Raw genomic sequence first — 22996 nt, forward strand, 5'->3', positions numbered from 1 at the left:
GTACGGCCTGGAGGCATGGTGCCAGGCCGCCACGGGCCTCCCGTCAGCACCGTGGCGGCGTCGCGGACCCGCCCCGCGTTCCTGGGGCGCGCGCGGCTCGAACGGTGCGTCCCGAGCGACATCGTCGCAGTCGTGCGACGTCGACATCGTCGTTCCTGGTCGTCCGCGAAAGCCCGCGCACGCAACGAGCGACACCGCCGAGGTCGTACGACCTCGACGGTGTCGCTCCGCATCAGCACCAGGCACCGATGCGCCGAACCGGGCGAGCGCGGCCTCAGCTGTTGTCGAGCGGCAGACCCTCGGGGTTCACCTCGGACGTCTTCACGGCCTCGTTCGACAGGTTGTAGGCCGCGAGCCACTTCGCGTAGGTGCCGTCCTCGATCAGCTCGTTGATCGCCGCCGCGACGGGCTTCGCGATGCCGCTGCCCTGCTTCGTCGTCGCTGCGATGAGCCCCTGCAGTGACGAGCCGGCGCCGGAGTACGTGCCCGCGGTCTTCGTTTCCTTCGCGGTGCCCTTGCTCTGCGTGTTCTGGTAGGCGATCGTCGGGTTCGGGCCGAAGTAGGCGTCGATCTTGCCCGAGTCGAGCGCGAGCTTGATCGCGTTGCCGTCCGGGTAGTACTTGATCGTGAAGTCCTCGCCCTTCGCCCGGAGCTCCTTCTGCCACTCGAGCAGGATGTTCTCCTGGTTGGTGCCGGAACTCACGGACAGGGTCTTCCCGGCGAGCACGGACGGGTCGCCGTCGAAGCGCAGCGAGCTCGAGGCCAGCACCTGGAACGCCAGGTTGTCCTGCCGGTACGAGGCGAAGTCGTACTTCTCCTTGCGCTCCTCGGTCACCGTGACGTTCGAGAAGCCGGCGTCGTACTTGCCGCTGTCGATGCCGACGAACAGGTTGTCCCACGTGGCGTTCTGCACGTCCGCGCGCAGCCCGAGCTTCGCGGCGACGAGCCGTCCGAGGTCGGGCTCCGAGCCGGTGATCGTCTTCTGGTCGTCGCCGGTGAAGGCGAGCGGCGGGAACCCGGCGGGCAGGGCCCCCACGCCGATCGTCAACTTGCCGGACTTCCGGACCGCGGCGGGGAGCGCGTCGTGCAGCTTCGTGTCCTCGGTGACCTCGACGGTCGTCTCCTTCGCCGCACCGTTCGAGGCGGCGCCGATGGTGACGGACCCGTCGGGTGCGCCGCTCGTGTCGGCGGAAGCGCCCGCCGAGCACCCGGCGAGGGCGACGACGACGCCGGCTGCGAGGACGAGGAAACCGGCGCGGGTGCGCCAGCGGGACGGGGTGGTCGTGGACATGGTTCTCCTTGGGGTGTGTGCGGGGATCAGGGGTCAGGGGTCAGGGGTCAGCGGACGCGGGACAGGAAGTCGCGCGTGCGGGTGTGCTGCGGGTGGTCGAGCACCTGGGCCGGCGGCCCCTGCTCGACGACCCGCCCGTGGTCGAGGAACACGACGTGGTCGGCGACCTCGCGGGCGAAGGCGATCTCGTGGGTGACGATGACGAGCGTGGTGCCCGTGTCCGCCAACCCCCGGATGACCCCGAGCACCTCGCCGACGAGCTCCGGGTCGAGCGCCGAGGTCGGCTCGTCGAGCAGGACCACCGACGGCTCGAGCGCCAGGGCCCGGGCGATCGCCACGCGCTGCTGCTGCCCGCCGGACAACTGCCGGGGGCGGGCCGCGCCGCGGTCGCCGAGTCCGACCCGATCGAGCAGGGTCTGAGCCCGCGCTCGGGCCGTGGCGACGGGGACCCCGGCGGCGATCGGCCCCTCGGCGACGTTCTCGAGCGCGGTGAGGTGCGGGAACAGGTTGAAGTGCTGGAACACGAACCCGATCCGGGCACGCTGCCGCAGGATGTGCCGCTCGGGCAGCTCCTTCCAGCGCGGGACCCCGTCGCGGCCGGTGCGCAGGCGGACGCCGATGGGCTCGTCGCCGACGGTGACGACCCCGCGGTCGAGCGGTTCGAGGTGGTTGATCGCCCGGAGCAGCGTGGACTTGCCGGAACCGGAGGGGCCGAGGACGACGGTCACGCTGCCGGACGGCAGCGACAGGTCGACGCCGTCGATGACGACGCTGTCCCCGAACGCCTTGACGGCTCCGTGGATCGCGATGGCGGCGCTCATCAGATGCTCCCGTCGTCGACGGTGGAAGCAGACCCGGACGCGACCGCGCGCTCGGCGGCGGCTGCCTGTGTGCGGCGACCCGCGCCTCCAGGCCGTCCCGGACCACGTCCGGGCCCATCGCCCCGCAGCGCGCTCCGCACCCGCTGCCACGGTGTCGGCGGCAGCGCACGGACCGACCCGCGGGCCGTCCAGCGCTCGACGTAGTACTGCACGATCGAGACCGCGCTGGTGAGCACGAGGTACCAGATGGTGGCGACGACGAGCAGCGGGATGATGTCGCCCGGGTACGTGCTCGACAGGTTCTGCACCACGCCGAACAGGTCGAGCAGTGACACGTAGAACAGCAGCGACGACGCCTTGAGCAGCCCGACGACCTGGTTCACGAACGCCGGGACGATCGACCGCAGCGCCTGCGGCATGATCACCCGCAGGAACTGCCGGCGACGGGGGAGCCCGAGCGCCTGCGCCGCCTCGTGCTGCCCGTGGTCGACGGCGAGCACCCCGGCACGGACGATCTCGGACGCGTAGGCGATCTCACTGAGGCTCAGCCCGATGACCCCGATCGCCAGGTCGCCGAGCAGGTTCGCGGTCGGCACCTCGAACTGCGGCCCGAAGGGGATCCCGATGCCGATGGTCGGGTACAGCGACCCGAGGTTGTACAGGAAGACGAGCACCAGGATCAGCGGCACCGACCGGAACAGCCACACGTACCCCCACGCCAGCCCGGACAGCACCGGGTTGTGCGACAGCCGGGCGATGGCCACCAGGATCCCGCCGGCGAAGCTGATCACGGCGCTCAGCGCGGTGGCGGTGAGCGTCAGCTGCAGGCCGGTCAGGACCGCCGGACTGAACAGCCACTTGCCGACGGCGGGCCAGCCCCACTGCTCGTTCGTGAACAGCGTCTCGCCGAAGTTCAGCAGCACGACGAGCACGAGCGTGGCGGCGATCCACCGCAGCGGGTGCCGCAACGGCACGACGGATCGGTCGAGTGCGGCGTGTCCGGCCGCGTCGATGGTCGCGGTCTCCGGCCCGGAGGCGCGGCTCGCCCCGGTCGTCCGGCCCGCGTCGTCGACGCTGGTCGCCTCCCGCTGCGGGGCCCTGGTGGTGTCGGTCATGTCGCGACCGTAGGAGGGCCGGACGCCGCCGACAACGCCTCGCGCAACACCCCGCCACGCGGCGCAACACCCGGCCATCCGGCGCAACGCGGCGTCACAGAACGGTGTCCTGCGTGACGTTCCGTGACGGCCGACGGAGCGCTACCGTTGCGCCATGACAGCGCATCGTGTGACCGCCCCGGTGCCCCCGGCGGACGGCACCAGGGTGAAGGGTCCGGCGTCGTACTTCCCGAGCATCGAGACGACGTACGGACGCCCGGTGCAGGAGTGGCTCGACCTGGTCGCCGACCGACTCGACGACCACCAGCACATGGAGGTCGTCGGGTGGCTCAAGGCCGAGCACGGCCTCGGGCACGGGCACGCGAACGCCCTGGTCGCGTACGTGAAGCAGGCGCTGGCCTCCTGAGCGGTCGCGGCGCTCGCCTGTGGTGCGGCGGGTGTCGGTCGCGCCGCGTGGTGCGGCGGGTGTCGGTGGTGCGGCGGGTGTCGGTCGCGCCGCGTGGTGCGGCGGGTGTCGGTGGTCGTTCCTAGCGTGGGGGCGTGGCCGAACCCGTCGATGCGTGGTGGCGCCGCCGACAGTGGTCGCGCGGCGAAGCGGTGCCGTACGCCGTCGGACAGTTCCGCGCCGACTGGGCGCCGTACCCGGTGCTCATCCGGCAGTACCACCCCGACCGGAACCACGGCGTCGTCCTGACCCAGGTCCCCCCGGCGGCCGAGGTCCTGCTCACCTGGGAGTGCGACGTCGGGCACGTCTTCGTGGCGACCCCGTCCGAACAGCGGTCCCGCCCGGGCCGTGAACGTCGGCGATCCGTCTGGTGCCCCGAGTGCGCGGTGCAGGCACAGCCGCAGCGGTGGCCGGTGCTGCCGTCGGACTGGCCGCAGGCCGTGCCGGTGCCGCAGCGGGTCGTCCGGAGTGCCGGACGACGGACGCTGCCGGCGGCTCCGGTGCGCGGGGTCCCGGCCGGAGCCGTCGCGTCGAGCCGTTCCCGGTCCCGTCGGCCCGTCGCCGGCTCGGCCGGAGCAGCACCCCGGCGGGCCGCCCAGTCCGTTCCCCGCACGATCTGCCCGAAGACCCCGCGGCTGCCGTCGGGTGAGTCGTTCACGAGCGTCTGCGCCCCGGCGACGGCCTCGGCGGTCGAGGCCGAACTCCGGGGCATGCTGTCCGAGCGGTTCGGGTTCACCTACGACCACTCCGCCATCCGACTCGACCGCCCGTTCTTCGACCACGTCGAGGCCTGGCCGGACATCATCCTGCCCGAGCTCCGCGTCGCCATCGAGTACGACTCCACCGGTCGGCACGGCCTCGAGCACGTCGGCCCGCGGCAGGAGACCGACCGGAAGAAGGACCGCGCCGTCCGTGCCGTGGGGTGGGAGGTCGTCCGCATCCGCACCGGGCGGCTCCCCGCGCTCGGCCCGTACGACCTCCAGGTCTCCGGGATCTCCGGACGGACGGTCGACCGGCTGGCGGACACCCTGCGTGAGCTCCGGGGCGCGCTGTTCGTCGACGCGTACGCCCGGTGACGCCGACGATCGGGGTACACGCACGACCCGCCGGGGTACGGCCCGGCTGGGAGCGGTCGCGAGCGACGGGTAGGTATACATGGTGACCACCGTCTTCTGTCTCCACGCCCTCGGCGCGAGTTCCGAGGAGTTCGCGCTGCTGCGCGCCGGACTCCTCGGCGACCTCGACCTGATCGGCATCGACCTGCCCGGCTTCGGCCGCAGCCCGGCGTCGTCCGGCACCACCGTCGAGGAGATGGCCGTCCTGGTGGAGCGCGCGATCGGGGCGAGTGGCTCGACGGAGTGGATGCTCCTCGGGCACTCGATGGGCGGCAAGGTCGCCACGGTGGTGGCCGACCGCACGATCTCCGGCGCGAACGGCCTGTTCGGGCTGCGGGCCGTGGTGCTCCTCGCCGCGTCCCCGCTCGCTCCGGAGCCGATGGACGACGACCGGCGCTGGACGATGCTCTCGTGGGCTGCCGGCGGCCCGATCTCCGTCGAGGACGCCGAGGAGTTCGTCGCCGCCAACACCGCGTCGCCCCTGGCGCCCGCGCGCCACATCGCGGCGGTGCAGGACGTCGAGCGGACCGACCCCGCCGCCTGGACGGACTGGTTGTCCCGCGGCAGCCGCGAGGACTGGTCGGACGCAGCCCCGAATCCCGTGCCGGCCCTGGTGCTCGCCGGTGCCGAGGACGGCGACCTCGATGCCGACGCCCAGCGCCGCCTGACCCTGCCGCACTGGCCGAACAGCGAGCTCCACGTCGTCGAAGGCGCCGCCCACCTGCTGCCCTGGGAACGGCCCGAGGCCGTGGCCGAGCGCATCCGCGACTTCTGGCAGCGCCGGGTCACGGGGTCGCCGGTCGTCCCCGTGGAGCACGCCCGCGTGATCGCCTCGCCGCGGGTCAGCGCCCGGACGCGGGGGCTGCTGGCCCAGCGCGCCCTGCCCGACGACCCGTCGGCCGCACCCCACGCACTGACGCCGACGCAGCTGGACACCCTCCGTGCGGTCGCGCGGATCGTCGTCCCGCAGCCCGGTACCGACCGGGTCGACCTGGCACTGCGGGTCGACGCGCAGCTCGCCGCGGGGCTCGGCGACGGCTGGCGGCCGGACGGCCTGCCGGTGGACGCCGAGGCCTACCGTGCCGCGCTCGACGTGCTCGCTGCACCGGCCCGCGACGGCGTGCTCGACCAGGCCCTCGAGTCCGTCGCTGTGGGGCGCTACCGCGCCGACGGCGACCTCGACGCCGAGCAGCTGCGCGCGTGGTTCGAGGACGCCAGCGTCGACCTCGTGAAGCACTGGCTCGCACACCCCGCCACCATGGCCGCCATCGACTTCGACGGCTACGCCAACGGCGGTGACGGCGTCCGCAAGCAGGGCTTCCAGCTGCTCGCGGCGGGCGAGCGCGAGGCCTGGGAACCCGAGGCCCCCGCCGACCCCGGCACCACCACCACGATCGACACCGCACCGACGACCGGAGCTGCACGATGAGACTCGACGGACAACGTACGTACGGCACGGACGACGTCGTCGACGTGGTGGTGGTCGGCACCGGGGCCGGGGGAGCGCCGCTCCTCGCATCGCTGGCCCGCCGTGGCCTGACGGTCGTCGCGCTCGAGGCCGGCCGAAACACCGAGCCGGGCGACCACGTCCCGGACGAGGTCGCCGCCCCCGGTGACATCAACTGGATGGACGAACGGCTGAGCGGCGGCGGAGCCCCCACGGCCTTCGGCCCGAACAACAGCGGCACCGGCGTCGGCGGGTCGACGCTGCACTGGGGCGCGTTCACCCCGCGGCCGAGCGAGCACGACCTGCGACTGCGGACCGAGAGCGGCGCGGGGCAGGACTGGCCGATCAGCCACGCCGAGCTCACCCGCTGGATCGAGCAGGTCGAGCACGACGTCGGCGTCGCCGGCCCCGAGCACTACCCGTGGGACCCGTCCCGCCGCTACCGGATGCGCCCGCCGGCCCGGAACGCCTCGTCGGACATGATGATGCGCGGCACCGCGGCGGCCGGGATCACCGCGACCGATGCACCGGTCGGCCTGACCACCGAGGACCGGCACCAGGAACACCACGGGCTGCGCCAGGCCTGCGTGTCCTGCGGCTCCTGCCACCAGGGCTGCCGCAACGGCGCCAAGGTGTCGATGGACACGACCTACCTGCCCGCCGCCGTGGCGTTCGGTGCGGAGATCCGTCCGGAGTCCTTCGTGCACGGCATCGAGCTCGACGCGGCGGGACGGGTCGAGGCGGTCCTGTACACCGCCGACGGCCGCGAGCACCGTCAGCGCTGCCGGACACTCGTCCTCGCCGCGGGCGGTGTCGAGACGCCGCGGTTGCTGCTGCACACCGGTGTCGCGAACGGCAGCGGACAGGTCGGCCGGAACTTCACCGCACACGGAGCCACCCAGGTGTGGGCGCGGTTCGACGAGTCGATGCGTTCGTACCGCGGGTACCCGTCGTCGATCATCACCGAGGACTTCGTCCGACCGGCGGACGCCGACTTCGCGGGCGGCTACCTCATCCAGAGCCTGGGCGTGCAGCCGCAGACCTTCGCGACCTCGCTGGTCCGGGGCGGCGGACTCCGCGGTGCCGAGCTCGTCCGGGCGCTGCAGGACTACCCGTTCTCGGCCGGCGTCGGCATCAACGCCGAGTGCCTGCCGTACGACGACAACCGGCTCGAGCTCTCCGACGAACTCGACGAGCACGGCGTCCCGCGTGCTCGGGTGTCCTTCACCCCGGGCTCGAACGAAGAGGCGATCCGCCGCCACGCGGTCCGCACGATGACGACCATCGTCGAGGCTGCCGGTGGCCAGGACGTCCGGGTGCTCGAACGCACGGCGCACACCATCGGCACCGCGCGGATGGGCACGGACCGCGAGACCTCCGTCGTCGACCAGGACGGCCGCTCGTGGGACGTCCCGAACCTGTGGATCGCCGACAACTCGGTGTTCCCGAGCGCGGTCATCGCGAACCCGGCGCTGACGATCATGGCGCTCTCGCTCCGTACCGCCGACCGCATGCTGCAGGCCGCCTGAGCAGGAGCCCCGACCGTCCGGCCGGGGCTCAGCCCCGCAGCGCGAGCGCCTCGCTCGTCCACCGGGCGTGCAGGTCCCACGGGTCGTCGACCCCGGCAGCGACGGTGTCCACGTGGGCCAGGAGCTCCGGCGTCACCCGGAACCACTCGGTACCCGGGTACCGGCTGGCGGCGAACGTGGCGTGCCGTCGGCGTTCGAGGGTCCGGTCACCGCGCTCGAACGCCAGCAGGTCCTGGTGCGGGATCGCCGCGAGCCGCTGCCGGGGGTTCATCGTCGTGCCGATCTTGATGCGGTCGCCGAAGTCGTCGCGCATCCGCAGGTAGTAGACGACGTCGACCCGAGGGGGAGCCAGGTCGCCGTCCGGCACGTCGCCCCACCGCCACTCGCACCGGGCGCACACCACACCCGAGGGGTACCGCACCCCGATCCGTGACCCGCACGCCGGGCACGGGCCGGGCAGGGCGTCCTCGATGCCGGGGTGTTCGGCCGCGAGGTCGGCGACGAACGCGACGTGCGCGCCGCACAGGGGGACGCCCGCGAGTCCGTCAGCGAGCACGCCTGCGCAACCCGGCACGCAGCACGAGGAGGTGACCATGCGCCGAACGCTAGCCCGACCCACCGACGTGCCCCGGGCCTCCCGGCCGCTGCGCGCGCTGGTCCTACCGGGCGTCCCTGGTCGAACCGGGCGTCCCTGGTCGAATCGGGCGTACCTGGTCGAACCGGGCGTCCTTGGTCTGTTCTTCCGACCAGGTATGCCCGTTCCCACCAGCCATCGCGCCCGCCATGGGAAAGATCGGGCGTACCTGCGGGAACTCGGCGCCCCGAACGTCCGCCGAACCGGGCGTACCGACCGAGAACGGGCGTGCCGGGCGTGCCTGGTCGAATCGGGCGTACCTGGTCCGTTCTTCTGACCAGGTATGCCCGTTTCCACCAGCCATCGCGCCCGTTCTGGGAAGGAACGGGCGTACCTGCGGGAGTGGGGCGCCCCGAACGTCCGCCGAACCGGGCGTACCGACCGAGAACGGGCGTACCTGGTCGAATCGGGCGTACCTGGTCCGTTCTTCCGACCAGGTACGCCCGTTCCCACCAGCCATCGCGCCCGCCATGGGAAGGATCGGGCACGCAGGCCGCAGTCAGTCGGTGAAGATCACCCCGACGGGCTCGCGCTTCTCCTCCTGGAACTCGTCCTCACCACGACCGAGCGCCCAGTACGCCGACAACGACATCTCGCGCTTCTCCAGCCCCCAGTCGTCCTGCAGCAGCCGACGGATCGCCTTCATCGCGGTCCGCTCGCCGTGCGCGAAGACCTGGACCGGCCTGGAGGCACGCGGCAGCCCGCGGGCCGTCTCCAGCAGGAGCGTGCCCGGCTGGGCGCCGGTGGCGTCCCGGTGCAGCCACCGCAGGTCGACCCCGGCCGGGTGCCGGAGGTCCTGCTCGTCGGCGGGCCCGGCCACCTCGACCAGGGCGACCCCGGTGGCGGAGTCGGGCATCGACTCGAGTGCCGCGCCGATCGCGGGCAGGGCGCTGTCGTCACCGAGCAGCACGTGCGTGACGGCCGGGTCGGTGCTCGGCGCGTAGCCGCCACCGGGCCCGGACAGGGCGAGCCGGTCGCCCGGCTGCGCGGACGCTGCCCAGGGCCCGGCGAGGCCCTCGTCGCCGTGCACGACGAAGTCGATCGCGATGGTCCGCGTGGTGTGGTCGACCGCCCGCACCGTGTAGGTGCGGCGGGCCGGGCGGTCCTGCTTCGGCAGGGTCTCGCGCAGGGCCTCGAGATCGTACGGCGGCACGAGTCCGAGTGACGGCTTCGCGAGCAGGAGCTTGACGTACTTGTCGGTCGAGCCGAGTCGGTCGGGGTCGGCCTGGGCGACGAAGTCCTCGAAGGCCGAGCCACCCAGGTGCACGCGCACCATGTGGGGCGAGAGCCGTTCGGTGCGGTCGACGACGAAGACGTGCTGGGGGCGTTTGGGTTTCGAGCTCATCGTGGGGGAGCTTCCTCTCGCGGGTTCGGCGCCACCTGGGTGATCCCTGCTTGACGCGCGCAGCACTAAGGTTAGCCTTACCTCATGGACTCGACCGTCATCCCGTTCTCCGAGCTGCTGCGGCGTCGCACGCGGCGCTCGCACGGTGCCTCGGCCACGAGCGGCTTCATGCAGGACCTGCTCCGCGGTGACTGCGACGTCGCCGACTACGCGGACCTGCTCGGACAGTACGCCTTCGTGTACGACGCGCTCGAGCGGGCGGCGGAACGCATGGCCGACCACCCCGTTGCGGCGCCGTTCGTCACCGCGCAGCTCACCCGGATGCCGGCGATCCGTGCCGACCTCGAGTACCTGATCGGCCCGGACTGGTCCGAGCTGGTGTGCCCGCTGCCGGCGACGACCGCGTACGTGCGACGCCTCAACGAGGTCGCGGCGGAGTGGCCCGGCGGCTTCGTCGCACACCACTACACGCGGTACCTCGGCGACGTGTCCGGCGGGCACGTGATCGGGCAGGTGCTGGCCGAGCGGTTCGGGTTCGACACGAACGGTGTCCTCTTCTACATCTTCGACCAGGTCGCCGACCCGAGCGACTTCGAGCACACCTACCGGGCCCAGCTCGACGCCGCGCCCTGGACGGCAGAGGAACAGGAGCGGGTGATCGCCGAGGTCGAGCTCGCCTACGAGCTGAACCGTGGGCTGCTCGCCGGCCTCGATGCCCGCCGTGCGCCGTTCCGTCAGGAGCCGGGGGACACGACGGTCGCCGCCGTCACGGCCTGACCGCACAGCGGCGGTCGCCGAGCAGGCCAGCTCGGACCCGGCCCCGCGTCCGTCCGGACCCGGACCCGCGTCCGTCCGGACCCGGACCCTGCTCCGCGTCCGTCCGGACGGTCGACGTCATGCGCCCCAGGGTGCCGATACGCTGCTGGAACCCGGGACCAGCCTCCCGGACGACCCGGAAAGGACTCCATGACGGCGATCGACGGATCTGCACGCCACGAGCGCGCGCGGGACGACGTCAGCGGTGCGGTCGACAGTGACCTGCGCGCCGACGTCCGGTACCTCGGCAACCTCCTCGGCCGGGTGCTGCGGGAGAACGGGGGCGACGAACTGCTCCACGACGTGGAGTCGTTGCGCGCCGCCGTGATCGACGCCTACGAGGGCGACCACGCCGAGGGCGCAGCGCGTGCCCAGGCGATCGTCTCGGGCATGTCGGCCGAACGCGCCGAGGCCGTGGCGCAGGCGTTCACCACCTACTTCCACCTGACGAACCTGGCCGAGGAGCACCACCGCGTGCGGGTCCTCCGGCAGCGCGGTGACGACGGCGGCGTGGCCGGGGACTCGTTCCCCGCCACCTACGCCGAGCTCGTCGCCGAGGTCGGCGAGGCCGAGGCCGCCGAGCGCCTCCGCACCCTGCGCTTCCACCCGGTGCTGACGGCCCACCCGACCGAGGCCCGCCGCCGCGCGGTCACCACGGGTGTCCGCCGCATCACGGACCTCATCGACGAGCGCGACCGTGCCCGCAACGCGACGGCCCGCGCCGAGAACGAGCGCCGCCTGCTCGAGGAGATCACGACCCTCCTGCGCACCTCGCCGCTCCGCACCACCCGGCCGACCCCGCTCGACGAGGTCCGCACCGCGATGAGCGTGTTCGACCAGACCCTGTTCGAGATCGTCCCGCAGGTCTACCGCCTGCTCGACGACCGGCTGCAGGGCGACGACGCCGGCCGCGCTTCCGTGATCGCGCCCGCGTTCGTGCGGTTCGGCACCTGGATCGGCGGCGACCGCGACGGCAACCCGCACGTGACGGCCGACGTCACCCGCCAGGCCGCCGAGATCGCGGCGGAGCACATCCTGCTCGGCCTCGCCCGTGCGACCACCCGCATCGGCAGCGCCCTGACGCTCGACGCGAGCGACACCCCCGCCGACGCCGGGCTCACCGCCCTCGTCGCCGCGCAGGAGTCCCTCGACCCGGGCATCGCCGAGCGCATCGGCGTCCGCGCACCGAACGAGACCCACCGCCGCGCGCTCCTGTTCGTCGCCGCGCGCATCGACGCCACCCGGACCGGCACCACGCCGCTGGCCTACGACGGCCCGGAGGCGCTGCTGGCCGACCTCCGCACGATCCAGGCGTCGCTCATCGCCGCCGGCGCGATCCGCCCGGCGAACGGCGAGCTGCAGAACCTGATCTGGCAGGTCGAGACCTTCGGGTTCCACCTGGCCGAGCTCGAGGTCCGCCAGCACTCGCAGGTGCACCGCACCGCCCTGGCGGAGATCCGCGCCGGTGGCGAACTGAGCGAGACCACCGAAGAGGTCCTCGCCGTCTTCCGCACGATCGCCGGGCTGCAGTCCCGCTACGGCGTCCGCGCGGCGAACCGGTACATCGTGTCGTTCACGCAGTCCCCGGCCGACCTGGCGAACGTGCACGAGCTCGCGGTCGCCGCGCTCGGGTCCGCCGAGGCCGCGCCGGTGCTCGACGTCATCCCGCTGTTCGAGACCTTCGCCGACCTGCACGCCAGCGTCGACATCCTCGACGAGGCCGTCCGCACCGAGGCCTTCCAGCGACGTCTCGCCGCGACCGGCCGTCGGCTCGAGGTCATGCTCGGCTACTCGGACTCGTCGAAGGACGTCGGCCCGGTGTCGGCGAACCTCGCGCTGTACGACGCGCAGGCCCGCATCGCCGACTGGGCCCGCGACAACGACATCGAGCTGACCCTGTTCCACGGCCGGGGCGGTTCGCTCGGCCGGGGCGGCGGTCCCGCCAACGAGGCCGTCCTCGCGCAGCCGCCGGGGTCGATCGACGGCCGGCTCAAGCTCACCGAGCAGGGCGAGGTCATCTTCGCCCAGTACGGCGACCAGGACATCGCCGCGCGCCACCTCGAGCAGATGGCCTCGGCGACGCTGTTCGCGTCGACGCCGTCGAACGAGGCGCGGACCGCCGCCGCGGCCGCCCGGTTCGCCGACCTCGCCCAGCAGCTCGACGACGTCTCGCGCGTCGCCTTCTACGACCTGGTCAAGGCCGACGGCTTCGCGCCCTGGTTCGCCCGGGTCACCCCGATGGAGGAGATCGGCCTGCTGCCCCTCGGCTCCCGCCCGGCCCGTCGCGGCCTGTCGGTGGAGTCGCTGGAGGACCTCCGTGCCATCCCGTGGGTGTTCTCGTGGACGCAGGCGCGCATCAACCTCGCCGGTTGGTACGGGCTCGGCTCCGCGCTCGAGGCCGTCGGCGACGTCGATGTCCTCCGCGCCGCGTACGCCGAGTGGCCGCTCTTCGCCGCGATGATCAAGAACGTCGAGATGTCGCTCGCGAAGACCGACGAGCACATCGCCCGCCGGTACCTCGAGCTCGCCGACCGTGACGACCTCGCCGCGAAGGTGCTCGACGAGATGGTCCGCACCCGCGACTGGGTGCTCCGCGTCTCCGGCGGTAGCGACGTGCTCGAGGACCGACCCGTCCTCGCCCGCGCCGTGCGCCTCCGCAGCCCGTACGTCGACGCGTTGTCGCACCTGCAGCTCCGTGCGCTGCGCGCCATCCGCACGTCCGGCAGCACGGACCCGACGGACGCCGACCACCGGCTCCTGCTGCTCACCGTCAACGGGATCGCGGCCGGCCTGCAGAACACGGGCTGACGCCCCCACGGGACGGACGGGAGGCCCGGTGCCAGCTGGCACCGGGCCTCCCGTCCGTCCCCGCGCACGTCCCGGGCCCGCACTTCGTGAGCAGGAACGGTCGCCTCCGGCACCACGAACCGACCATTCCTGCTCACGAAGTGCCCGTCGAATCGATTCGGGGACGCGTAGCGTGTCCGAGGTGACGACGGAGCGCAGCCTGGGACCGACGACGACCGTGCTGCCCCCGATCGTGCCGCTGGCGCTCATCGTCGGGGTCTCGCCGTTCGCGACGGACATGTACATCCCCGCACTCCCGGCCATCGCGCGCGACCTCGGCACCACGCCCGGCGCCGTGCAGCTGTCGCTCACGGCGTTCCTCGTGGCCTTCGCGGTCGGCCAGCTGCTCGTCGGACCGGTGAGTGACGGGATCGGTCGTCGGCCGATGCTCGTCGTCGGGACCGCCCTGTTCGCCCTCGCGTCGGTCGGCTGCGCGCTCGCCCCCGACGTCGTGACGCTGGTGGTGGCCCGCGTCGCCCAGGGACTCGCCGGAGCCGCGGGTGCCGTGGCCGGCCGGGCGATGGTGTCCGACGTGACGAGCGGCACCCGGATGGCGAAGGTGTTCGGCACGCTCGCGGCCATCAACGCGATCGGGCCCGTGGTGGCCCCGCTGGCCGGGGGAGCGGTGCTGACGATCGGCACGTGGCGGCTCATGTTCGTCGTGCTGGCCGTGCTCGGCGCCGTGTTCTTCGTGGCCGTGGTCCTGCGGTTCCGCGAGACCCTGCCGCCGGAGCGTCGCGGTGGCGTCGGGTTTGCGGCGAACGGACGGCGCATCCGTGAACTCCTGGCGATCCCGCGGTTCCGGGCCTACGTGTTGAGCGGGGTGCTCTCGACGGTGGGGTTCTTCGCCTACATCGCGACGAGCTCGTTCGTGTTCCAGTCGGAGTTCGGGTTCTCCGAGGGGCTGTACACGCTCGTCTTCGCCACGAACGCGTCGATGATGATCGTCACGACGCTGCTGTTCGGTCGGCTCGTCGGACGGTTCAGCGAGGACGCCCTGCTGACCCTGGGCCTGGTCGTCGGGACGGTCGGAGCCACGGCCGTGCTGGTGTCGGCGCTCCTCGGGCTCGGCCCGGTGCCGGTGTGGTGCTCGCTCGCGGTGGTCACGGCCGCGTGGGGCTTCGTCCTGCCGGCGGCGATGACCCGCACCCAGCACGTCGGCGCGGCGCACCCGGGTACGGCGGCAGCCCTGCAGGGCGGGCTGACCTTCGGCATCGGTGGTCTCGGCACCCCGCTCGCCGGCGCCCTGGGCGGCACCGCACTGGCGATGGGCGGGGTGATGGCAGCGCTGATGGCCGCGGCCGTCGTGGTGCAGGTGACGGCGACGCGGCGAAACCGGTCCCACACCTGACGGTCCGAGCCGGTAGGTTGCTGGTTGCAAGGCGCACCGAACTGAGGAGACCCCCCGAGATGGACATCGTCGTACACGAGGCGGAGACCGACACCGCCGTCCTGGAGTGCAGCGGCCGGCTCAACATGGTCTCCGCGCCCACGTTCCGCGAGACCGTCGCCCAGATCGTCGGCAACGGGCGTTCGCGGCTCGTGGTCGAGCTCTCCGGGGTCGAGTTCATGGACTCCTCCGGCCTCGGCGCCCTGGTCGGCAGCCTGAAGACCGCGCGGCAGGCCGGCGGCGACCTCCGCATCGCGGCACCGTCGGAACAGGTCCAGATGGTGCTCAAGCTCTCCAACATCGACAAGATCCTGCGGACGTACCCGGACGGGGACGCCGCGGTGACCGACTGGTGATGACCGCCCCCGTCGCCGAGCACATGCTCGCACTGGCGTGCCCTCCGGACGACGTGTCCGCCGTGCACGAGTTCCTGGCGGGCGTGTGGCAGCACGAGCCGTCCATCGCTGCCGAGGACCGGATGGCCCTCGAGCTCGCCCTCGTCGAACTCACCTCGAACGTCATCGAGCACGGCGCCCGCCCGGACGGTGTCTCGTGCGAGCTCCGGCTCGAGATCGGTGACGAGCGCTTCCAGGCGCTGCTGTCCGACGACGGGGTCGCGGCGACGGTGGATCCCGACGCCGCCGTGCTGCCCGACGACTTCGCCGAGGGCGGTCGTGGGCTCGCCCTCGTCCGCATGGTCGTCGACGATCTGCGGTACGAACGCGTCGCCGACCGGAACCGCTGGACGGTGCTGCGCTCCCGGCACTGAGCGGGAGCACGGCCGTCCCGTACCGACGGAGCCCACCGGTCGTCCGCCCAGCGCACTCCGTGGGCCGCAAACCGCAATGACGGGTCGGCGATTGTCGCGTTTCCCGGACACCGTGTCACGATTCGCGCGATGACTGTCGACCCAGATCCCCGGATCCGGTTCGAGACGTCCGGCGCCGGACTCGACGCGGCCGTGCAACTGTACGAAGAGGCCTACGAGAGCACGGGGTTCTCGGCGTCCCGGACCGATCGTCCGTTCGCGTACCGGTTCCAGGTCGTGGGCGACGGATCGATGACGTTCCGCTCCACCCGGTTCGACGGGCGGATGCAGGGCGAGGTCGAGGTCCCCGACGAGTACGTCGTGATGTGGACGTCGGACGGCGGTGGCCGCGTCGACGTCGGTCGCCAGGAGGTCGACTTCGCACCGGGGACCCCGCGGGTCTTCCCGACGCGGCGTCCGTTCGTGTTCGACCTGCAGGACGTCCGCCAGAGTCTCGTCCAGTTCGATCGGACGTACCTGGAGCGCGTCGCCGCCGAGGTGCACGGCACCCGGCCCGGCCCCCTCGTGTTCGACCACACCGCAGCGCCCCGGCCCGAGGACCTCCGCGCCTGGAACACCCGGGTGCAGCGCGCCGCGGCGATCGTGCTCGGCCCGGCGCCGCTGAACGAGCTGGCCCTCGCCGAGACGGTGCGGGAGACCGCGCTGGCCTTCCTCCGCACGTTCCCCCACGAGTCCATCGCCCCCGACGTCACGCTGCCGCAGGGAGCCACGGGGCGTGTGCGCGAGGCCGTGGAGTTCATGCACGCCTTCGCCCACACGCCCATCACCACGACGGACGTCGCCGAGCACGTCGGCCTGAGCGTCCGGGGGCTGCAGCAGGCGTTCCAGCGGCAGGTGGGCACGGCACCGAACGCCATGCTCCGTGGCATCCGGCTGGACCGCGTGCACGAAGAACTCCGCCGCGGGTCGGCGGGCGACCTGACGGTGGCGAGCGTGGCGTTGCGCTGGGGCTTCGCGCACCTCGGCCGGTTCTCGGCGGCGTACGCGTCCCGCTTCGGGCAGTACCCGCGCGACACGCTGCAGCAGCCCCGCGGTGCGGTCCCGCAGCTCTGAGCGGGGCCGGGCACCACGCGTCACACTCCGGAACGGTGCCTCGACGGTTCGCTACGCTGCCCGGGTGAGCAGACCGCGACCGTGGGTGATCGTCCCCGGCATCTGGAACTCCGACCCGGACCACTGGCAGTCCGTCTGGGAGCGGGAGCAGCAGGACGAGCGCGACGAGCACGGCCAGCGCGACCAGCACGACCAGTACGAGCAGCGCGCCGCCGTCCGCATCGCCCCCACCTCGTGGAGCGACCCGGACCCGGACGACTGGCGCGCCGCGATTTCGACGGCCGTGGCCTCGTGCACGGAGCCCCCGGTCCTCATCGCCCACAGCCTCGGCGTCCTGGCCGTCGCCGACTGGCTCGACACCACGGCGGATGCCTCCACGCTCGTCGCCGGTGCCTTCCTCGTCGCCCCGCCCGACCCGCTCGGCGACACGTTCCCGGACGAGGCATCGGGCTTCGTGGCGCCGCGCCCGGTGCCCTCCGCCCAGCGGGTCCCGACACGCCTCGTCGTGAGCGACGACGACCCGTACTGCAGCGCGGACCGGGCAGTCGTGTTCGCCGATGCGATGGGCGCGGACGTCGTCCGCGTCGGTGCCCTCGGGCACGTGAACGTCGCGAGCGGCGTGGGGGACTGGCCCGCGGGCCGGGAACTGCTGCGGGCGTTCGAGGACGGCCTCCGCCCACCTCGGTGACGTCGGGCGCGACACGCCGCTCAACTCCGTCGCGATATGGCAGGCGGTGCAGCGACACACCGCGGATGTCCCGCGTTTCGGCCCGCGCGATATTTATCCTTCGGACATGGAGACCCAGTCCGGCGCACGCACCCCGCTCGTGGACCCGTTCGGCCGCGAGCTCGAGGAGTGGCTCCGCGACGCACCGGCGACGCGTGCCCCCTACGTGCCGGACCTCGTCGTCCCGCCCGTCACCGGCCCCGTGCAGCGCCCCGGACACGCCGCGAGCAGCAGCACCGCAGCCACCGCCGACGCGACGACCGCCGAGCAGACGACCGCCCCGGCACACGTCGCCACCCCCGCCCCGGCCGACGAGACGACCCGGTCGGCACCCGTCGCAGCCCCCGCGTTCCGTCGCGACCGCGCCCGCCACGCCGCCGTCTGCGCCCCGTCGTTCCCGGAGCCGCCGGAGCGTCTGGCCCTGCGCATCGAGGACCTCGCGGTGGAGGTGTCCTCGTCCACGGGACGCAGCAGCATCGAGCGCATCGTCCTGCTCGAGGACGAGGTCCGCCGCCGTGACGAGGACCTCGCTCGCCTCGCCGCGTGGGAGGCCACCGTCGCCGACTCCGACGACCCCGAGGTGACCGCCGCCCGCGCCTTCGCCCACACCGTCTTCGCCGACCTGCTCACCGACGCCGCCGCCGAGGCGGACCGCCGCGACCGTGCCGCAGCCCGCCGCGCAGCGACCGCGCCGGTGGCGCTCGTCACCCGGCCGGCACCCGTGCCGACCCGCGCAGCACCGAGCGTCCCCGCGGCAGCGCAGGCAGCCGCACCCACCGCGGATGCCGCACCGGTGGTGGAACTCGTCACCCCGGAACGCGACGAACCCGTCCGACCGGTGCTGGGCCTCCCGGCCGTGTCCCCGGTGTCCGCGGCCACGCGACCCACCCCGCTCGTCCTGCCCGCCACCGGACCGACGGTCATCGACCGCGCGGCCTTCGCCGCCGCGCTCACCGCGCACCAGGGCGTCACCGCGAGCACGCCGGTCGTCCTGCCGGACGCCGTCGCCGCACCCGTCCTCCCGGCCCCCGTCGCGGACGCGACGGAAGCCGACACCGACACCGACACCGCGGCAGCACCGGCCCCGGCCGGCTGGTGGTCGCGACTGGTCGACCGCCTGCTCGGCCTGCTCGGTCGTCGCTGACGCCCCGCGGTCGCGGCGCGGTCGGCTGCACCGCTTCCGGTCACCCCGCCTCCGGCTGCACTGCCTGGAGGCCCGGATCACCCCACACGGATCGGCTGCCCCGTGCGGGGCGGTCGCCTCGGTAGACTGACGGGATGCCGACGCTCCGCGAACTCCAGGCCGTGATCGAGGACCTGTGGCCCGCCGCCGGTGCCGAGTCGTGGGACTCCGTCGGGCTCGTCGCGGGCGACCCGGACGCCACCGTCGAGCACGTGCACCTCGCCGTCGACGCGGTCCCCGCCACCGCCCGTGAAGCCGTCGAACTCGGTGCCGGGCTCCTGCTCACGCACCACCCGCTGCTGCTCCGCGGGGTGACGACGATCGCCGAGTCGACCTACAAGGGCAGCGTCCTCGCGACGCTGGTGCGTGGCGGCAGCGCCCTGCTCGCGGCGCACACCAACGCCGACGTCGTGACGACCGGCACCTCGGCCGTGCTCGCCGACCGCCTCGGGCTCACCGAGCAGCGACCGCTCGACGCGGGAGCCGACCCCGACACGGGCATCGGTCGCGTCGGTGTGCTGCCCGAGGGGACGACCCTCGGTGCCCTCGCCCGGAAGCTCGTCGACCTGCTGCCGCCCACGGCCACCGGGGTCCGCGTCTCCGGTGACTTCGACCAGCCCGTCCGCACCGTGGCGCTCTGCGCGGGCGCGGGGGACTCGCTGCTCGGCCACCCCGCCGTACTCGACGCCGACGTCTACATCACGAGCGACCTGCGGCACCACCCGGCCTCTGAGTTCCGCGAACAGGCGCTCCTCGGCGGCGGCCCGGCGCTCATCGACACCTCGCACTGGGCCACCGAGTGGCTCTGGCTCGACGTCGCCGCAGAGCAGTTGCGCACCCGGGCCGGGGTCCGCGTCACCGTGAGCGACCTCCGCACCGACCCGTGGGACTTCGCCGTCCTGCCGGCCGCCGAACCCACCACCCCCACAGAAGGAGCCTGACCATGAAGGCAGCACCCGAGGACCAGGTCATCCTCCTCGACGTCCAGCGTCTCGACAACGACGTCACCCGCATCGCGCACCGCATCACGTCGTTGCAGAAGGGTGACCAGCTGACCGAGCTGAGCAAGCAGGCCGCGGCGCTCCGGAGCGAACTCGTCGCCGCCACCGGCGAGGTCGAGGACGCCGAGCGCGACCTCGCCCGCCTGGAGTCCGACACCGCGGTTGCGCAGGCCCGTGTCGAACGCGACACCACGATGCTGCAGAACGTCGCGAACGCGAAGGACGCCGCCGGACTGCAGAGCGAGCTCGACTCGCTGCAGCGGCGCATCGGCGGCCTCGAGACCGCCGAGCTCGAGATCATGGAGAACCTCGACGGGCTCCGCGCCCGGGTCGGTGACATCGAGGCGAAGCTCGCCGACGTCGAGGCCGCCCGCGGTGGCCTGGTCGCCGAGCGCGACGCCGAGATCGCTCGGCTCAGCGCCGACCGGGAGTCCGCCGAGCAGGCCCGTGCCGACGTCGCCGCCAAGGTGCCGGCCGAGCTGCTCGCCCTGTACGACCGACAGCGTGCGCGCTACGGCTTCGGTGCCTCGCTGCTGCAGGGCGGCGTGTCGACGGCCTCGGGTGTGGCGCTCAACAACTCCGACCTGCAGACCATCCGCCGGGCTGCGCCCGACGACGTGGTGCTGTGCCCCGACAGCGACGCGATCCTGGTTCGGACGGCCGAGTCCGGGCTGTAGACGCGCGCGACGTCCGTGGCGGAGGCGCGGTGCCAGCTGGCACCGCGCCTCCCGTTCGTTCGTGGGCTGGTCGCAACGCGTCGGGTGCGTGCCGCCGAGCGGTCACGAACGGTCGGTTGCGGCCGTGCCGGCCGACAGTTGGTGACCGCTCGGCGAACCTGAGCGGGGAGTCTTGACCGCGCGCGCCGCCTGACGGGAGGCCCGTGGCGGCGCCGCACCGCGCCTCCTGTCCGTTCGTGGGCTCGTCACAACGCGTCGGGTGCGTGCCGCCGAGCGGTCACGAACGGTCGGTTGCGGCCGTGCCGGCCGACCGTTGGTGACCGCTCGGCGGACCTGAGCGGGGAGTCGTGACCGCGCGCGCCGCGCACGCCGACCGACGACGACCGACGCAGCACGGAGGAGGGGCGAATGGGCCGGCCGTACGCCGGGTTCTGTCCCGCCGTTTGCACGGCGGTGACGGCCATCTCTCTCGGACCGACGTTGCCGTCGGCCTCCAGCGGTCTACCCGAGGACTCGGCGAGCAGCCTCAACGTCCTCTGTCTGACCTTGCTCCGGGCGAGGTTTACCGAGCGGATCCGGTCACCCGGACCCCTGGTGGTCTCTTACACCACCGTTTCACCCTTACCGACGTCTCCGCCGGCGGTCTGCTTTCTGTGGCACTGTCTCGCGGATTGCTCCGGGTGGGTGTTACCCACCGCCCTGCTCTGTGGAGCCCGGACGTTCCTCGGCGCTCCCGGGGGAGCGACGCGACCGTCTCACCGACCCATTCGCTGGAGCGAGTCTACCCGGCTCCGCGGTGCCCGACGCGAGGGGAGCCCCACGCTCACGCGTACCTGATGAGAACGGGCGTACCTGGTCGGAACTTCCGACCAGGTACGCCCGATTCGACCAGGTACGCGCGACCAGTTACGCCCCCGACCAGGGACGCCCGACCAGCGCTAGACGCTGCGCGCCGCCAGGGTCGCGGCACCGATGATGCCGGCGTTGTTGCGGAGCGTCGCGGGGATGATGTCCGCCTGCAGGTCGAGCAGCGGGAGGAACTCCTCGTACTGCTTCGAGACCCCGCCGCCGACGACGAACAGCTCGGGGGAGAGCAGGGCCTCGAGCGTCGAGTAGTACTTCTGCAGGCGCTTCGCCCAGTGCTTCCACGACAGGTCGTCGCGCTCCTTGGCGGCGAACGAGGCGCGCGACTCGGCGTCGTGCCCCTCGATCTCCAGATGCCCGAGCTCCGAGTTGACGATGAGCACGCCGTCGTTGATGAGCGCGGTGCCGATGCCGGTGCCGAGCGTCGTCACGATGACCAGGCCGTCCTTGCCCTTGGCCGCACCGAACTGCTGCTCGGCGAACCCGGCGGCGTCGGCGTCGTTGACGAAGTGGATGGAGCGGCCGAGTTCCTTCTCGAACAGTGCCTCGGCCTCGAAGCCGATCCACTTCTTCGACACGTTCGCGGCGGACATCGTCTTGCCGTCCCGCACGATCGCCGGGAAGCAGACGCCCACGGGGACGTCGTCACCGGGGGCGAGCTCGCCGATGATCTCCTTGACCACCGCCGTGATGTCCTGGGGCTTCCCGCCCTCGGGCGTGGCCTTCTTGATGCGGTCCGTGGTGAGGGCGCCGGACGCGACGTCGACGATCGCGCCCTTGATGCCCGTACCACCGATGTCGACGCCGACTGCGAGGGAGGTCATGAGGTTGTCGTGCCTTTCGGTTGCCTGCCGGAGGTGTCCGGTCAGGAGACGGTGAGGAGCTCCGCGCCGCGTTCGGTGACGACGAGGGTGTGCTCGAACTGCGCGGTCCACGACTTGTCACGTGTGGAGACAGTCCAGTCGTCGGACCAGATGTCGGCCTCGATGCCGCCGAGTGTGAGCATGGGTTCGATGGTGAACACCATGCCGGGTTCGATCACCGTGTCGTACTGCGGTGCGTCGTAGTGGGGGATGATCAGGCCGGAGTGGAACGCCCGACCGACGCCGTGTCCGGTGTAGTCGCGGACGACGCCGTAGCCGAAGCGCTTCGCGTACGCCTCGATCGCGCGGCCGATCACGTTGACCTGCCGGCCCGGGGCGACGGCCTTGATGCCGCGACGCAGTGCTTCTTCGGTCCGGGTGACCAGGTCCGACACCTCGGGCGCGGCCTGCCCGACGACGAACGTCCGGTTCGTGTCGCCGTGCATGCCGTCCTTGTAGGCGGTGATGTCGATGTTGACGAGGTCGCCCTCCTGCAGGACGGTGTCGTCGGGGATGCCGTGGCAGATGACCTCGTTGAGGCTCGAGCAGAGCGACTTCGGGTAGCCGCGGTAGCCGAGGGTGGAGGGGTAGGCCCCGTGCGCGACGACGAACTCGTGCCCGATGCGGTCCAGCTCGTCCGTGGTCACGCCCGGGCGGATGGCCTCGCCGACGGCGTCGATGGCCTGCGACGCGATGCGTCCCGCGACCCGGATGCGCTCGACCTCGTCCGGCGTGTAGGTGTCACCGAGACCGTGCTCGTGGGGCTCGACCTTCCCGACGTACTCCGGACGCTCGATGTCCTTCGGGACGGCGCGGTGCGGGGAGATGCGGCCGGCGGTCAGGTGTCCGTGTTCGTCCCGGGGCATGCGGACCACTCTAGCCGCGGCGCGACGCGCCGAGCGCAACCGCCCCAGGGCGCAGCCCGACGCGCCGAGCGCAACCGCCCCGGGGTGCGGCCCGACGTGGTGGGCGCGACTGCCTGGAGGCCCGGTGCCGGTCCGCCG

21 protein-coding genes and 1 other RNA gene are annotated in these 22996 nt (G+C 72.7%); 14 read left to right on the forward strand and 8 right to left on the reverse strand.

Annotated features, from left to right (window positions below; genetic code table 11):
• Positions 1-274: 274 nt before the first annotated feature.
• From DEI96_RS08390 to DEI96_RS08400, 3 genes are read right to left on the reverse strand one after another with little or no spacing between them, the layout of a single operon-like run.
• Positions 275-1291, reverse strand: a complete 1017-nt coding sequence (locus tag DEI96_RS08390) for a transporter substrate-binding domain-containing protein (RefSeq protein ID WP_111022932.1) — start codon at positions 1289-1291, stop codon at positions 275-277.
• Between the two features lie 47 nt (positions 1292-1338).
• A complete protein-coding gene (locus DEI96_RS08395; RefSeq protein WP_111022931.1) occupies positions 1339-2112 on the reverse strand; it encodes an amino acid ABC transporter ATP-binding protein in 774 nt (257 codons plus the stop codon).
• Complete coding sequence (locus DEI96_RS08400; protein WP_111022930.1) at positions 2112-3227, reverse strand: amino acid ABC transporter permease; 1116 nt, start codon at positions 3225-3227, stop codon at positions 2112-2114. Before DEI96_RS08400 ends, DEI96_RS08395 begins: the two co-directional genes overlap by 1 nt.
• A 154-nt stretch (positions 3228-3381) precedes the next feature.
• Between DEI96_RS08400 and DEI96_RS08405 the strand changes: the two genes are divergently transcribed.
• The 4 genes from DEI96_RS08405 (at position 3382) to DEI96_RS08420 (ending at position 7763) form a co-directional block, all read left to right on the forward strand.
• Entirely contained in the window at positions 3382-3633 is a 252-nt protein-coding gene (locus tag DEI96_RS08405) for a DUF4287 domain-containing protein (protein WP_111022929.1), read from the forward strand.
• 134 nt (positions 3634-3767) lie between these two features.
• A complete protein-coding gene (locus tag DEI96_RS08410) occupies positions 3768-4748 on the forward strand; it encodes a zinc-ribbon domain-containing protein (RefSeq protein ID WP_111022928.1) in 981 nt (326 codons plus the stop codon).
• Positions 4749-4830: 82 nt separating this feature from the next.
• On the forward strand, positions 4831-6216 hold the full coding sequence (locus DEI96_RS08415; protein WP_181440498.1) for an alpha/beta fold hydrolase: 1386 nt from the start codon (positions 4831-4833) through the stop codon (positions 6214-6216).
• The gene (locus DEI96_RS08420) at positions 6213-7763 is read left to right on the forward strand and encodes a GMC family oxidoreductase (protein WP_111022926.1); all 1551 of its coding nucleotides are present in this window, start codon (positions 6213-6215) and stop codon (positions 7761-7763) included. Before DEI96_RS08415 ends, DEI96_RS08420 begins: the two co-directional genes overlap by 4 nt.
• A gap of 28 nt (positions 7764-7791) precedes the next feature.
• Here the strand turns inward: DEI96_RS08420 and DEI96_RS08425 are convergent, their stop codons facing one another.
• Both DEI96_RS08425 and DEI96_RS08430 read right to left on the reverse strand, forming a co-directional pair.
• On the reverse strand, positions 7792-8358 hold the full coding sequence (locus DEI96_RS08425; protein ID WP_181440497.1) for a GIY-YIG nuclease family protein: 567 nt from the start codon (positions 8356-8358) through the stop codon (positions 7792-7794).
• A 538-nt stretch (positions 8359-8896) separates the two neighbouring features.
• Entirely contained in the window at positions 8897-9742 is an 846-nt protein-coding gene (locus DEI96_RS08430) for a siderophore-interacting protein (RefSeq protein ID WP_111022925.1), read from the reverse strand.
• 84 nt (positions 9743-9826) lie between these two features.
• On the opposite strand from DEI96_RS08430, the gene DEI96_RS08435 reads away from it, so the two are divergent.
• The 10 genes from DEI96_RS08435 (at position 9827) to DEI96_RS08480 (ending at position 20265) form a co-directional block, all read left to right on the forward strand.
• Positions 9827-10519 carry a biliverdin-producing heme oxygenase gene (locus DEI96_RS08435; protein ID WP_111022924.1) on the forward strand — a complete coding sequence of 231 codons (693 nt, stop codon included), beginning with the start codon at positions 9827-9829 and terminating at the stop codon, positions 10517-10519.
• A gap of 189 nt (positions 10520-10708) precedes the next feature.
• Complete coding sequence (locus tag DEI96_RS08440) at positions 10709-13366, forward strand: phosphoenolpyruvate carboxylase (RefSeq protein WP_111022923.1); 2658 nt, start codon at positions 10709-10711, stop codon at positions 13364-13366.
• A 181-nt stretch (positions 13367-13547) separates the two neighbouring features.
• Positions 13548-14756, forward strand: coding sequence for a multidrug effflux MFS transporter (locus DEI96_RS08445; protein WP_258372767.1), 1209 nt, complete (start codon positions 13548-13550; stop codon positions 14754-14756).
• A gap of 59 nt (positions 14757-14815) precedes the next feature.
• Positions 14816-15151 carry an STAS domain-containing protein gene (locus DEI96_RS08450; protein ID WP_017886068.1) on the forward strand — a complete coding sequence of 112 codons (336 nt, stop codon included), beginning with the start codon at positions 14816-14818 and terminating at the stop codon, positions 15149-15151.
• Positions 15151-15564, forward strand: coding sequence for an ATP-binding protein (locus tag DEI96_RS08455; protein ID WP_111022921.1), 414 nt, complete (start codon positions 15151-15153; stop codon positions 15562-15564). Before DEI96_RS08450 ends, DEI96_RS08455 begins: the two co-directional genes overlap by 1 nt.
• Before the next feature lie 129 nt (positions 15565-15693).
• A complete protein-coding gene (locus DEI96_RS08460) occupies positions 15694-16677 on the forward strand; it encodes a helix-turn-helix transcriptional regulator (protein ID WP_111022920.1) in 984 nt (327 codons plus the stop codon).
• A 64-nt stretch (positions 16678-16741) separates the two neighbouring features.
• Positions 16742-17365: an RBBP9/YdeN family alpha/beta hydrolase gene (locus DEI96_RS08465; protein ID WP_111022919.1), complete on the forward strand. Its 624-nt coding sequence runs from the start codon at positions 16742-16744 to the stop codon at positions 17363-17365.
• A gap of 106 nt (positions 17366-17471) precedes the next feature.
• Positions 17472-18548, forward strand: a complete 1077-nt coding sequence (locus DEI96_RS08470; RefSeq protein ID WP_111022918.1) for a hypothetical protein — start codon at positions 17472-17474, stop codon at positions 18546-18548.
• Positions 18549-18682: 134 nt separating this feature from the next.
• Positions 18683-19528 carry a Nif3-like dinuclear metal center hexameric protein gene (locus DEI96_RS08475; RefSeq protein WP_111022917.1) on the forward strand — a complete coding sequence of 282 codons (846 nt, stop codon included), beginning with the start codon at positions 18683-18685 and terminating at the stop codon, positions 19526-19528.
• Positions 19529-19530: 2 nt separating this feature from the next.
• The gene (locus DEI96_RS08480) at positions 19531-20265 is read left to right on the forward strand and encodes a zinc ribbon domain-containing protein (protein ID WP_111022916.1); all 735 of its coding nucleotides are present in this window, start codon (positions 19531-19533) and stop codon (positions 20263-20265) included.
• A gap of 405 nt (positions 20266-20670) precedes the next feature.
• Here DEI96_RS08480 and rnpB read toward each other — a convergent pair.
• From rnpB to map, 3 genes are all read right to left on the reverse strand, one after another.
• Positions 20671-21031, reverse strand: an RNA gene (rnpB, locus tag DEI96_RS08485) — RNase P RNA component class A.
• Positions 21032-21203: 172 nt separating this feature from the next.
• A complete protein-coding gene (gene ppgK / locus DEI96_RS08490; protein ID WP_027465446.1) occupies positions 21204-21953 on the reverse strand; it encodes a polyphosphate--glucose phosphotransferase in 750 nt (249 codons plus the stop codon).
• A gap of 41 nt (positions 21954-21994) precedes the next feature.
• Positions 21995-22858, reverse strand: coding sequence for a type I methionyl aminopeptidase (map, locus tag DEI96_RS08495; RefSeq protein ID WP_071403965.1), 864 nt, complete (start codon positions 22856-22858; stop codon positions 21995-21997).
• Positions 22859-22996: the final 138 nt, after the last annotated feature.

Source organism: Curtobacterium sp. MCLR17_031 (assembly GCF_003234775.2).
Classification (GTDB): domain Bacteria; phylum Actinomycetota; class Actinomycetes; order Actinomycetales; family Microbacteriaceae; genus Curtobacterium; species Curtobacterium flaccumfaciens.